Here is a 12,945-nt window from a genome sequence, read left to right as displayed (position 1 = left end):
AACACCAAGCAACAGCAACAAAGCCTGAGAAGCGGATAATTTCAATTAAAAACGAATAACCACATCCATTTTAGTCGACATTGAAGCACTTAATGTTTGTTTTTTACTATTAGCTAAAACCACAATTCCATTATGTTTTGCTATATTTTTAAACAGATTATTAAGGTCAAAACCGTTGTCTCTTTCATGGGAATTCTTTACTGCAGTCTTTTTATCAAACAATAGCTCTGAACTTTCAAAAATCAGAATATCTCGGCTATTTCGAGCGCCTGCAAATAACTCACCCACTTCAATTTCTGATGCTTTATCATTAATTGCACTAGACTGTTTAATTTTGTTATTGGTATGTGATGCTAAATCTGTCGCAGCAGCGATTAATTGTTCGGCATTTGCACCATTAAAAGTGATCAAAAATCGTGTTTTATGGTTTGCAATTTGCAGCATATCGCTTAAAAAACGATGGTAACTTTTACTTTGGTAATCGACTATTAGCATTAATATTCCTATTTACATTTTAATTAATTATTGATTGATATTTTATGGCGATAGTTTAACAGCTTCTTTAATAAAGCTTCATTTCTTATTCAACAATCAAGGTTGAATTTAAGGTAATACTACAATTTAAAAAAAACAACCTTGTAAAGAGAATAGCTATCAATCACTATACAAAGAGAACCGATCAGTCCTCACAAAGCATTTAGAATAAAATGCTTAACAATATTTAAAATAAACCTTATTAATAGGCTCTAACAGAAGGAATAAATATGTCGTTACTTAAAAGATCTAAAACCTGGTCCAGCATTATTTTGCTTGCTAGTGTTATATGTATTGCTGCAATTATTGTGGCTATTTTTGGTGTTCGAGGAGAATGGATTGGCATTAGAACCGCATTCACTACAATTAGTTACGCTTCACAAGCTGCCGTTCCTATTTTACTTACAGCTATTTTAATATTGGTACTAGCACGAGGAGATCTTAACTCACGTATTAAGAGTGGGTTAGCTGTTCTTTTATTACTTGCTCCAGTTATTAATCAATTTGCAAATCAACCAGAAAAAACACCACCGGGTCTCCCATTAAATGACATTTCAACAGATACAATAACACCACCAGTTTTTGATGCTGTTATAGCCTTTCGTCCTGTAAAGAGTAATACCATTGAGTATCCAGGCGCAAGCGCCGCAAAAAGACAAACAGAGTTATTTCCTGATATTCAACCAATACAATCATCATTAACAACAGAGCAAGCTTTTAACCTTTCGTTAAAAATAGCTGAAAATAATGATTGGGATATTGTCGCTAAAAATTTAGAACAAGGAATAATAGAAGCGGTTGCATCGACGCCTGTTTTTAGTTTTGAAGATGATGTAGTTATTCGTATTCAAGCAATGAATTCTGGGAGCATTATAGATATCCGTTCTCACTCTCGCATTGGACGAGGCGATCGCGGTAAAAACGCACAGCGCGTTCGTGAATTTATTAAACAATTTAACCAAGGTTAATTACATTCAAAAAATAGCAGATTTAACTTATTTTTACGTAGTTAAATATAGGATTAAATCTGCTATTTTTTCTGATTTCATTTCTGTTCAATATCTTTAAACAAATTTGAGTTCCACTGTCTTAGCGCTAATACCATAGTGCTACCCGCTCTTTCCTCCATTGCAAGGCTTGTGTCTTGTTGTTTATGTTCAACAAATTCATTACTTAGTTTCTGCATTTTCTTTTGTAGTTCAGCATTAGAGCCTAAAGATAATAAACCATTTACGACGATAAGCTTTTCTGTAGATTGATTAAATCGGCTACTAAAAAACTCTTCTTGAACACGTTGTAAGAAAAAACGTTGGATAGGTCCATCAGGTAACCACGCAAAGTTTTTGGTAATCAATAATTTAAAACGATTGCCGGGTAATAAATCAATAATCTTTAACTTATCTAATTTAGCTAACTTTTGAATTAACTCATGCTCTGTGATTGTGTATTTATCTAACAAATTCTCATAGGTAAAGCCATTAATGACACACACTGTCACCAGTAGTAACAAAAGATCATCTGCAATTTTTTGCTCTTGGGTAATGCTTAACTTATCGATTTTATTGCTTTTAATCGACATCGAAAACACTAAATCAGATAAAGTAATATCAATCATATCGCAAATGCTTTCTAACCGACTTAGGCTGATTGTTTCGTCACTAAATAAGCGTTTAACCGATGCATGGCTAAGATTTAGGTGTTGAGCAACATCTAAATAGGTTTTACCATGTGCTTTAAGTTGAGATTTTAATGCACTTATCAACACTTGACCCTGTGACATATAAGACCTTTTTAATGATTTGGTATTACAATGTAATACCAAAGAGTTTGTATGAGTAGACTTTTTGTAAATGACTTGTTCAATTTATGCAGTCGATCATAATCAATGCAATTGTCACATTATAACTATTTTAAATTAAAGGATCAGCATGAATAAATTAGCAAAAATAAAAGGGGCATGGCCATATCTATTTGCCGTTTTCCTTAATTCATTTGTCGATTTAGGGCATAAAATCATTATTCAAAATACTATTTTCAAATCATACGATGGTGAGTTACAAGTTATCTTAACAGCATTGGTAAATGGCTTAATTTTATTACCTTTTATTTTATTGTTAACGCCTGCTGGTTTTATATCTGATAGATATCCAAAAAACAAAGTCATTCGAGCTTCCGCTTGGGTTGCTGTATTAATCACTTGTGCCATCGTGTTTTGTTATTACCTTGGTTGGTTCTGGCCTGCTTTTGCAATGACTTTTTTATTAGCAGTGCAATCCACTTTTTATTCGCCTGCAAAATACGGATATATCAAACCATTATTTGGTAAAGAAAAATTAGCTCAAGCAAATGGGTTAGTACAATCTATTTCAATTATTGCCATTCTTGCTGGTACTTTAGTTTATTCTTTATTGTTTGAAATCTTGTATGAAAGTACGGCAAGCTCACCGTCAGAAATATTAATAGGCATGGCTCCACTTGCTTGGTTATTAGTAATTAACTCCCTCATTGAATTAGTCATGGCGTATCGTTTACCCACACTTGAAAAGAATATTTCAACGCCTAAATTTGAATGGCCAGTGTACCGCCGAGGCGGCTACATGAAGGAAAGCCTTAGTCCTTTTTTACAACGTAAAGTGATTCGCCTTTCTATTATTGGTTTAACCATGTTCTGGTCTATTGGTCAGTTATTACTTGCTAGTTTTCCTGCTTACGCAAAAGCAAATTTTGATATCACCAATACCTTAGTGATTCAAGCAACCTTGGCAACAACCGGTATTGGTATTGCCTTGGGTTCATGGTTTGCAGGCAGAATATCTAAACATCATATTGAATTGGGTTTAATTCCCGTTGGAGCATTAGGTGTCGCTATTTCATTATGGCTACTACCAACGATGGAGTCGTCAACCACGCAAGCTTTATGTTTCTTAGTGATCGGATTAATGGGCGGTTTATTTATTGTCCCACTTAATGCTTTGATTCAATTTAGCGCTAAAAATGATGAAATGGGTAAAATATTAGCCGTTAATAACTGGGTTCAAAACTTAGGTATGGCTTCTTTTTTATGTTTAACCGTGGCTTTTTCAATCTTCGGTTATGACAGTCAATTCTTATTATTCTTTACCGCTATTGTCGCTATTTTTGGCGGCGTATATACAGTTTATAAATTACCTCAATGCTTAGTTCGATTAGTGCTTAGTTGGACTATTTCACGTCACTATAAAGTGGATGTTCAGGATATGAAAAATATTCCAGAGCAAGGTGGCGTGTTACTTTTAGGGAACCATATCAGTTGGGTTGATTGGGCTATTTTACAAATTGCATGCCCACGTCCAGTTCGCTTTGTTATGGATCGAACTATCTACAACCTTTGGTATTTAAAATGGTTTTTAAAAGCATTAAATTGTATTCCAATTGATACTTCAGCATCGAGTAAAAGTTCTTTAACTGCCATTGCTACAATGTTAGATAAAGGTGAAGTAGTCGCATTATTTCCAGAAGGCAGTATTAGTCGTAATGGCCATCTTGGTGAATTTAAACGTGGTTTTGAATTAGCTTGTAAGAAAGCAGAAAACCCAGTGGCGATCATTCCTTTTTATATTCGTGGGTTATGGGGAAGTAAATTTAGTCGTTCATCAAACACCTTAAAAGCCCAACGTACACAAGGTATGTTTAGAGATGTGATTGTGGCTTTTGCTCCGGCAATGGATCAAACCACTCAAGCGCAACAGGTTAAACAAGCGGTATTCGAGTTATCAGTAAAATCTTGGACAACGCATACTCAAAAATATCCAGATATTAGTCGCACTTGGATTGATACCGTCAAACGTCAATCAAATAAACAGGCGCTTACCGATAATATGGGCATTAAATTATCGGCAAAACAAGTATTAGTGGGCGCAATTAGTTTAAGTAAGTTGATAAAAAAATCGACGACAACACAAAATGTAGGATTGTTGTTACCTACTAGCAGCGCAGGTGTATTAGCCAATATGGCGACGTTATTAGCAGGTAAAACCATTGTTAATTTAAATTACACGGCGAGCCAGCAGTCTTTAGTAGAAGCACAACAGCAAGCTAACATTAAACAAATTTATACATCTAAACGTTTTCTTAAAAAGCTAGAACAACGAGGTGTTGATCTCAGCCCATTATTAAATGCCGTTGATGTAATTTATATCGAAGATATGCTGAAGAAAATCAGTAAAGCACAAAAAATAGCTCGATTAATTGCAGTGACTATCTTACCAGCAAGTATTTTGAAATTAATCTATGCGCCAAGTATGAAACAAGACCAAGTTGCTGCTATTTTATTTTCAAGTGGTTCAGAAGGAGCGCCTAAAGGTGTCATGCTCACTCACACCAATATTTTGGCAAATTTAAAACAAGTGGCCGATGTATTAAATACGCAAGCTTCCGATGTTGTTTTAGGATCATTACCTTTGTTCCATGCCTTTGGTCTAACTGTGACTCAGTTCCTACCTTTAATTGAAGGCGTGCCTTTGGTTTGTTATGCAGACCCAACGGATGCCGCTGGAATCGGTAAAATCGTTGCACAAAACAAAGCAACAATCATGTGTGCAACTTCAACGTTCCTTCGCTTATACAGTAAGAATCGTAAACTAGAGCCTTTGATGTTTGATTCTTTACGTATTGTTGTTGCAGGTGCTGAGAAGCTAAATGCACAGGTAAAAGTAGAATTTGAGAATAAGTTTAAGAAGGATATTTTAGAAGGTTATGGCACTACAGAAACAACGCCTGTCGCCAGTGTTAATATGCCTGACCATTTAGATCCAAAGTCTTGGCAAGTACAAGTTGGCGGTAAACAAGGCACAGTGGGTATGCCATTACCTGGTACTAGTTTTAAAATTGTTGATCCTAATACCTTTGAGCCATTAGCAACTGGTGAAGCAGGTATGGTACTGATCGGCGGTGCCCAAGTCATGCTAGGTTATTTAAACGATCCAGAAAAAACGCAACAAGTGATTAAAAATATTGACGGACAACGCTGGTATGTTTCAGGCGATAAAGGTCAACTCGATATCGATGGATTTTTAACTATCGTCGATCGTTATTCTCGCTTTGCTAAATTAGGCGGTGAAATGGTCAGTTTGAGTGCCATCGAACAATCCATCATTGAAGCGAATAAAACTGATATTGAATTAGTGGCAGTCAATCTACCTGATGATAAAAAAGGGGAAATTGTAAGCTTGTTATATCAAGGTGAATTAGATGTCGCTGCGGTTAAAAAACAAATGCTAGAAAATGGTATTAACCCGTTAATGCTCCCTAAAACTTGGCATCAGGTTGAGCAAGTTCCAAAATTAGGATCAGGTAAAACTGATTTTAGTCAGGCTAAAGTACTGGCTATTTCACTCATTTAATCATTAAGCACTTGATGATTAACTTATTAAGCACCTTAATAACTTTAAGGTGCTTAGATTATCCTCCAACATTTAATTCTTTATTTTGTTTTAAGTCATTTGATTGTATCGATAATGATAACTGATATGATGACGTAACATTTTTCTTAACTATTGAGCTTATTGTGCACTCAGTCTCCCCTACTCGAACTCTTTTATCTTCAACACTATTAATTCTTGGTATTTTCTTAATTGCTGCTAATTTGCGAGCACCAATTACGGGAATAGGTCCAGTACTTGATCAAATGATTGAAAGCTTCCATTTAAGCGCTTCTCAAGCTGGTATGTTAACCACTTTACCTTTACTTGCATTTGCATTGGCTTCACCTTTAGCAACCGCCCTAGCAAAAAGGCAAGGACTTGAGATCTCATTATTTATTGCATTACTACTGATCGCCTTAGGGTTAGGCTCTCGGTTTATTGATTCAAGATTGATGCTTTATATTGGTACCGCAATTATAGGTATTGGTATTGCCATTGGTAACGTCCTTTTACCTAGTTTAATTAAACGAGATTTTCCACATAGAGTCGCGGTAATGACGTCTGGTTATGTACTCGCAATGGGAATATTCTCTGGTAGTTATTCTGCTTTGATCATCCCATTATCAGCCTATCAAGATATTGGTTGGCAAGTGGCGTTGGTTTGTTTTGGCGTGATCACTGTGTTCAGTATTATCGTTTGGCTTCCACAATTAAAAAATCATAGTAAACCAACAAAAGACTTAACGCAGAAGACTTCTAAAGGAAAGATTTGGCATCATGCTTTGTCATGGCATATCACCTTATGCTTAGGGTTAAACTCGTTTTTCACTTATATTATTCTGGCTTGGTTACCTAATATTTTAATGGAAACGGGACATAACCCAGCACAAGCAGGAGTGCTACATGGTGTATTTCAATTAGCAACAGCAATCCCAGGTATTATACTGATTCCGTTATTAGCAAAGCTAAAAGATCAACGCTTACTAGCCTTAGCGCTAGCTTTTTTAGGCTTCACTAGCTCATTAGGTTTACTCTACTTCGCTGAATATGCCTTGGTTTGGTCAATAGGATTAGGTTTTTGCTCTGGTTCACTATTTATCTTAGGACTTTCCTACGTCAGTTTACGCACTCATCATTCAGGACAAGCAGCTTCTTTATCTGGAATGGCACAATGTGTTGGTTATTCATTAGCGGCGATAGGTCCCATGCTAGCAGGTTCGTTACACACCTTTTTCGATAGTTGGGGAGCAATACTTTGGTTATGCTCACTATCTATTTTCTTATGTGGAATTTTTGGTTATTTAGGTGGACGTGATATTGCTTTAGATAAGGATGTTTAAGTTTAAAGTTGTAACAATATTAGAATTAATTCGTCTTGGAAATATTTTATCAGGACGAATTAATATTATATAAATTTCAATCTCACTCGGTTATTGCAAAGAGATTAATAAAACAATCCGTGTATGCCCGCAACACCTGCAAACACGGCAAGTAAACTGATTGAAAGTAAAATAGTGTGCATCACTTGTAAATAATAAAATGCTCTTTGATTATTCTTTTCTGCCTGTTGATGAAACCATTTATGCAAAAATAAAGGTTCAAATACAAACAATACTAATGTGAAAATGAGCCACACGAAAATCATTAAATGAATCCACCACTGCATTGTCGCCCATGCCTTCATAATATGTAACATATAAAAGCCAGTCGCACCGGTAATGAGCGTGGTTAATTTAGCTTGAAAACCAAACTTACCTTCTAATAACTCAAATAAATCCAATCTATTCTCTGGTGATTGTGTTTTTCTTATTGATGGGATCAAAACCGTCGTCACAAATCCAACACCACCAATCCATAACACAACGGCTAGGACATGTAAGGCTCTCGCTGCAGCAAAATAATAATGTTCCATATAAATCGTTTTCCTTAATGTGGATTGATATCAAACTACAATTTACCACTCCAACCAATAACGATAATGATTTAGCGCATTATTGTTTAAGGTTTACAACAAGCTTAATTGTTTATTTTACTGAAAAATAAACAATATATTATTAAATAAGCTTACCGATTAACTCGGACATATGTTTAGCTTGCAATGAAGCAAGTGGACTTTTTTCAGTTTCTTCAGGTGCATAATAAACACATTTCATTTTTGCATTATTAGCCGCTTGCAACCCAACTAAACTATCTTCAACAACATAACAATTAGCAGGATCGACCTTCATGGTTTCAGCGGCGTGTAAAAATAAGCCTGGATCAGGTTTCCAAGAACCGACTTCATGCGCGCTGAAAATGTTATCTTTAAAATACTTATCCAAACCTGTCACTTTTAAGGCGTGCTCTATTTTTTTACGCGGCCCAGAAGAAGCAATACAAAATGGAATAGTTAAAGATTCTATTAACTCAACAACGCCTTCATTGGGTTTTAAATGTTCATCAAAAAGAGATAACACTTTCAGTCGATATTCAGTTTCAAAATTACTAGGAAAAGTAGTTGCTAATCTAGCTTCTAAACTTGACATAATTTTAGCTAAGCTCACACCTCGATACTCTATGGTTAACTCAGCAGCATCAACTTTAAACCCCATTTCAGCAAGTTGTTGCTCCATTGCAAGGTTACAAAGAAACTCACTATCAACCAAAGTACCATCGCAATCAAAAATAATTAATTCCATAACACCCTCATATAATTTTAAGTAAAATCGTCATTCTTTCTAATTTAAATAAAGTAATTTATTACTCTAATAGTTCTAGTGTTAATTTCTCTGTCATACGTAATGACATTGATTTTTTATGTTTAATATTTTCTAAAATAATGTCTTTATTTATTTTTTTATCTACTTTTTGATAAGCACAAGTTACGTAAATAGGAATGCTCAAGCCATAATCAAACTTAAAAATAATATTAAAATATTCTTTCACTCGAGGATGATCATAGATAACGATAGGACATCCCATTATTTGGTAATTGTTTTGCATATTTGATGGTAAACGAATAAAACTATGTTTAGTTAATTTAGGCTGATAATTATCGCTCAACCAACGATTAGGCAATAGCTTTTGAATAACAACTATAAGAATGATCATTCCTACAAAAAAACATAAACTGACTAAAGCAAGTCCAATACTATTTAATCGAACGCCCTCTTCTATCATTGGTAAAAATTGCTCAATAATGGCCTGAAGCCCTTCATGCCAAAGCGATCTAAAATCAACATAATCAATATCTGGCTTGGTGCCAATAAGATGAGCAAGTAAGTGGAAAATAAAAAAATAGAGCGGGATAAATGCAGTAAAAAACAAGCTTGAAATAAATAACTGACCAACAGAAAATCGACTGTGAGGGATCACTAACTCACCTGTCACTTTATCTTTAATAAAAGCTGTTTGTTTATATATTTCACTGAAACTATAAGGTGAAAAGTTAAGTCCTTTAATGGTTGCCGTCGCCGCATTATTCGCATTACTTTCTTTGAACAGACTTTCAGAAGTTGAGATATTGCCAGTGTAAATCAATTTGTATTTCTTACCTGGAAACAATGCCGAAACGTTGCGACTCATTGAATAAATTTGTCCATAAAAAACAAGCACAGCAAAGGCTAATGACATGATTAATGGCACTTCATAATCAGTATAACTTGCGTATTTAAACCACCAACTGATTACAGCTAACAAATCTGTTTGATAAATGAATTGAAAATAATAATGAGCAATCAATATAAATAAAAAAAGTGGGAAACAACGATAAAGGATTTTGAAAACCATATGCACTCATTGATTTTAATTGATAGCTTAAAGAAGATGAAAAGATACCATAAAAACCAATGTTAATAGCAGAGGGAAATAATTTAAGTTACATAATTGCGTTAGGAGTATGACTTTAAAGAGGATTTTACAAGATACAATGATTTAAAATAAAAAGTTAAGGCAACACTTTATATACTGTCACCTTAACTCGCTCCTTTACATTAAGTTAATATCAAATATTCAGGTAACAATATCACTAAGGCTAACACCGCTATTTGCATAATAATAAATGGAATGACACCCTTATAGATTGTGGTCGTTTTAAGTGATTTGGGGGCAACCCCTTTCAAGTAGAACAAACTAAAACCAAAGGGGGGCGTTAAAAACGATGTTTGTAAGTTCATTGAAATTAGAATAGCAAACCACACTAAGTTAATATCCAATGCCATAGCAATAGGCGTTAGTATTGGTACTACTAAAAATGCTATTTCAATGAAATCAATAAAGAAACCTAATATTAAGATAGCTAACATTGCGAACAAGATAAATGTCCATTTTTCTCCGGGTAAATCTAAAAAGAAATCTTCAACAATATATTCACTGCCAGCATAACTAAACACCATAGAGAAAGCAGTCGCTCCGATTAATACTGCAAATATCATCGAAGTCACTTTTACAGTTTCCTTAGAAACACCATCAACCGTTTTAAATGTCAGCTTCCCATAAAATGCAGCCAATATCAGCGAACCAATTGCCCCAATAGCCGAAGATTCTGTTGGCGTAGCAATACCACCAAAAATTGAGCCTAACACAGTAAATATAAGTACTAACGGCGGTACGATATCTTTCAACGCTTGCAATAACAATTCGCGTTTACTTTCAGTAACAACCATAGGCGGACAATATTCAGGCTTAAGTTTACCTAATACTAAAATATATAACGTATATACAATGATCAGGAGGAAACCAGGAATAATAGCGGCTTTAAACAAGTCCCCCACTGGCACGCCCATTACATCACCTAAAATAATCAAAATAATAGAAGGTGGGATAATTTGCCCTAATGTACCCGACGCACAAATAACGCCTGTTGCCGTTGGTTCATGGTAATTATTCTTAAGCATAACGGGTAAAGAGATAACTCCCATTGCAACCACGCTCGCTCCAACCACGCCCGTTGACGCAGCTAATAATGCGCCTACGACAATCGTTGAGATAGCGACACCACCAGCAATACTACCAAATAGTTTTGCAGAAGATTCTAATAAACGTTCAGCCAAGCCGGTTTTTTGTAACACAATGCCCATAAAAACAAACATGGGGATCGCCATTAGCGTTGTGTTCTCCATAATGCTCATAATGCGATAAGGCATAAATGAAAAAAGATCCAACCCTAATGTCATCACGCCGACAATTAAAGAAATACCTGCAAAGGTAAAGGCAACAGAATAGCCAAAGAAAAGGCAAATTAATGCAACAACAAATAAAATTAATCCCGTCATTATTTATTTTCCTCAAGTTGCGTTTTCGAGTCAAAGAAAGACTGAAACTGAATTAATAAAACATGGAAAATACAAAGGATTAGAAATATCGATGAAACTGGAATCACACTACGAATAATCCAACGGTGTGGAAGACCACCAGGATCAGGACTACCCTCGCCTATTGCAAACGCTTCATAGGCGTAAGACCAACTAAAATATAAAATAAGTAACGCAAAAGGTAGTGCAAAAAGTAAAGAGCCTACGATATTAATTAAAGCTTGTTTTCTTTTAGGGAGTTGGTCATAAATAATATCAACACGTACATGCCCATCTTCTTTAAGCGTATAACCAATACCAAACATAAACATAGCAGCAAATAAGTGCCATTCTAATTCTTGCATTCCAATATTAACGTCGTTAAAAAAGTAACGCATCACGACATCGTAAAATACGTTTAATATCATCAGAATCATTAATAAACTGCATAAGTTGCCAACAGTATCGATGATTTTTTTTAATAAATTAATTACAGAGTTCATTTTATTGCTCCACACATACTTACCTTTCACAACGTAAGTATGTGCGATTAGTGATACTTAACTACTCAGATTCAGAGTTCTCTAGAAAAGCACGTTCAGAGAAATCAGTCCAAGCACGAGATTGAGCTTGATATGTATTGATTGATTCTAAGATTTCTTTAGTCTTAGGATCTTTTGCAGCAAATTCAGTTAATAATGCTTTATTGGCTTGCTTGATCGCAGACATAACCGGTTTAGGGAATGAACGGATTTTTACATTTGGATAGTCTTTTTGAATCGCCGCTAAGTTCTTAGCACTTTCATGCGTAGATTGCGTCAACATATCGTAGGCGGCCAATTTCATTGCAGCTTTCAGAATCGCTTGTAAATCTTCTGGTAATTCATTGTAAGCTTTAGGATTAACTAAGAATTGTAATTCTGTTGCAGGCTCATGCCATCCAGTATAATAATACGGAGCAATTTTATGGAAGCCCATACGTAAATCTAAAGAAGGACCAACCCACTCTAATGCATCAATAGTATTACGCTCTAAGGCTGTATAAAGTTCTCCAGATGGGATATTAGTTGGTTTAGCGCCAAGCTTAGCTAATACTTCGCCAGCAAAACCAGGAATACGCATTTTCAGACCTTGAAGATCTTCTACAGTATTGATTTCTTTACGGAACCAACCGCCCATTTGATTACCCGTGTTACCACCAGGGAATGACATCAAGCCATAAGGTGCGTAAACAGAATCCATTAACTCCATACCACCACCGTGATAAAACCAAGCATATTGCTCTGTTGCAATCATGCCAAATGGAAGAGTTGTGAAGAACTGCGTATTAAAATCTTTGCCTTTCCAATAATATGACGCAGAGTGCCCCATTTGATATTGACCTTGTTTTACAAAGTCGAACACGCCAAAAGGTGATTTATGTTTGTTTGCAGAATCAATTCGGATAGTGAAACGGCCATTAGACATTTCTTTAACTAATCGCGCCATATTTTTTGGAGCGTCACCAAAGATTGGGAAGTTAGGTCCCCAAGTTTCTGCTAAACGCCATCTTACTTTTTTATTATCATCGGCCGCATTTGCAATACTTGCAAAACCGGTAAACACAACCGACACAACAAGTGCCTTGAGTAGTGATTTCTTAAACATAGTTAGTTCCATCTAGTCTATTAGCAGAGTCAAAATGCCTGCTTTCTTATTCACTATCCACTATCGCAAAATAGTGAAATAGAAACTATTCG

General features: G+C 35.4%; 11 protein-coding genes. 3 read left to right on the top strand and 8 right to left on the bottom strand.

Annotation, left to right across the window (positions count from 1 at the left end; genetic code table 11):
- Positions 1-45: 45 nt before the first annotated feature.
- Positions 46-495, bottom strand: a complete 450-nt coding sequence (locus E2R67_RS05300) for a hypothetical protein (RefSeq protein WP_134289887.1) — start codon at positions 493-495, stop codon at positions 46-48.
- 269 nt (positions 496-764) lie between these two features.
- On the opposite strand from E2R67_RS05300, the gene E2R67_RS05295 reads away from it, so the two are divergent.
- A complete protein-coding gene (locus E2R67_RS05295) occupies positions 765-1,502 on the top strand; it encodes a DUF1499 domain-containing protein (RefSeq protein WP_134289886.1) in 738 nt (245 codons plus the stop codon).
- Between the two features lie 77 nt (positions 1,503-1,579).
- Here the strand turns inward: E2R67_RS05295 and E2R67_RS05290 are convergent, their stop codons facing one another.
- On the bottom strand, positions 1,580-2,314 hold the full coding sequence (locus tag E2R67_RS05290) for a helix-turn-helix domain-containing protein (RefSeq protein ID WP_134289885.1): 735 nt from the start codon (positions 2,312-2,314) through the stop codon (positions 1,580-1,582).
- A gap of 148 nt (positions 2,315-2,462) precedes the next feature.
- Here E2R67_RS05290 and E2R67_RS05285 point away from each other — a divergent pair, with 148 nt between their 5' ends.
- Both E2R67_RS05285 and E2R67_RS05280 read left to right on the top strand, forming a co-directional pair.
- Positions 2,463-5,915, top strand: a complete 3,453-nt coding sequence (locus tag E2R67_RS05285; protein ID WP_134289884.1) for an acyl-[ACP]--phospholipid O-acyltransferase — start codon at positions 2,463-2,465, stop codon at positions 5,913-5,915.
- 164 nt (positions 5,916-6,079) lie between these two features.
- The gene (locus E2R67_RS05280; RefSeq protein ID WP_134289883.1) at positions 6,080-7,276 is read left to right on the top strand and encodes an MFS transporter; all 1,197 of its coding nucleotides are present in this window, start codon (positions 6,080-6,082) and stop codon (positions 7,274-7,276) included.
- Between the two features lie 104 nt (positions 7,277-7,380).
- On the opposite strand, the gene E2R67_RS05275 is transcribed toward E2R67_RS05280, so the two are convergent.
- The 6 genes from E2R67_RS05275 to E2R67_RS05250 all read right to left on the bottom strand — a co-directional run bounded on the left by E2R67_RS05275 (position 7,381) and on the right by E2R67_RS05250 (position 12,853).
- Positions 7,381-7,848 carry a hypothetical protein gene (locus E2R67_RS05275; RefSeq protein ID WP_134289882.1) on the bottom strand — a complete coding sequence of 156 codons (468 nt, stop codon included), beginning with the start codon at positions 7,846-7,848 and terminating at the stop codon, positions 7,381-7,383.
- Positions 7,849-7,990: 142 nt separating this feature from the next.
- Positions 7,991-8,614 carry an HAD family hydrolase gene (locus tag E2R67_RS05270; RefSeq protein ID WP_134289881.1) on the bottom strand — a complete coding sequence of 208 codons (624 nt, stop codon included), beginning with the start codon at positions 8,612-8,614 and terminating at the stop codon, positions 7,991-7,993.
- A gap of 61 nt (positions 8,615-8,675) precedes the next feature.
- A complete protein-coding gene (locus tag E2R67_RS05265; RefSeq protein WP_134289880.1) occupies positions 8,676-9,704 on the bottom strand; it encodes a hypothetical protein in 1,029 nt (342 codons plus the stop codon).
- Positions 9,705-9,907: 203 nt separating this feature from the next.
- Positions 9,908-11,188 carry a TRAP transporter large permease gene (locus E2R67_RS05260; RefSeq protein WP_134289879.1) on the bottom strand — a complete coding sequence of 427 codons (1,281 nt, stop codon included), beginning with the start codon at positions 11,186-11,188 and terminating at the stop codon, positions 9,908-9,910.
- The gene (locus tag E2R67_RS05255) at positions 11,188-11,709 is read right to left on the bottom strand and encodes a TRAP transporter small permease subunit (protein WP_134289878.1); all 522 of its coding nucleotides are present in this window, start codon (positions 11,707-11,709) and stop codon (positions 11,188-11,190) included. The genes E2R67_RS05260 and E2R67_RS05255 overlap by 1 nt, the downstream gene beginning before the upstream one ends.
- 61 nt (positions 11,710-11,770) lie before the next feature.
- Positions 11,771-12,853: a TRAP transporter substrate-binding protein gene (locus tag E2R67_RS05250; RefSeq protein WP_208379464.1), complete on the bottom strand. Its 1,083-nt coding sequence runs from the start codon at positions 12,851-12,853 to the stop codon at positions 11,771-11,773.
- Positions 12,854-12,945 lie beyond the last annotated feature (92 nt).

The sequence above is a fragment of the Psychromonas algicola genome, assembly GCF_004378355.1.
Taxonomy (GTDB): domain Bacteria; phylum Pseudomonadota; class Gammaproteobacteria; order Enterobacterales; family Psychromonadaceae; genus Psychromonas.
Note: the sequence above shows the minus strand (reverse complement) of the source record. Positions and strands in the feature narration are given on the sequence as shown.

Coding starts and splice junctions, on each gene's coding strand:
- E2R67_RS05300 (WP_134289887.1), bottom strand. CDS start 495: ATGCTAATAGTCGATTACCAAAGTAAAAGTTACCATCGTTTTTTAAGC.
- E2R67_RS05295 (WP_134289886.1), top strand. CDS start 765: ATGTCGTTACTTAAAAGATCTAAAACCTGGTCCAGCATTATTTTGCTT.
- E2R67_RS05290 (WP_134289885.1), bottom strand. CDS start 2,314: ATGTCACAGGGTCAAGTGTTGATAAGTGCATTAAAATCTCAACTTAAA.
- E2R67_RS05285 (WP_134289884.1), top strand. CDS start 2,463: ATGAATAAATTAGCAAAAATAAAAGGGGCATGGCCATATCTATTTGCC.
- E2R67_RS05275 (WP_134289882.1), bottom strand. CDS start 7,848: ATGGAACATTATTATTTTGCTGCAGCGAGAGCCTTACATGTCCTAGCC.
- E2R67_RS05270 (WP_134289881.1), bottom strand. CDS start 8,614: ATGGAATTAATTATTTTTGATTGCGATGGTACTTTGGTTGATAGTGAG.
- E2R67_RS05265 (WP_134289880.1), bottom strand. CDS start 9,704: ATGGTTTTCAAAATCCTTTATCGTTGTTTCCCACTTTTTTTATTTATA.
- E2R67_RS05260 (WP_134289879.1), bottom strand. CDS start 11,188: ATGACGGGATTAATTTTATTTGTTGTTGCATTAATTTGCCTTTTCTTT.
- E2R67_RS05255 (WP_134289878.1), bottom strand. CDS start 11,709: ATGAACTCTGTAATTAATTTATTAAAAAAAATCATCGATACTGTTGGC.
- E2R67_RS05250 (WP_208379464.1), bottom strand. CDS start 12,853: ATGTTTAAGAAATCACTACTCAAGGCACTTGTTGTGTCGGTTGTGTTT.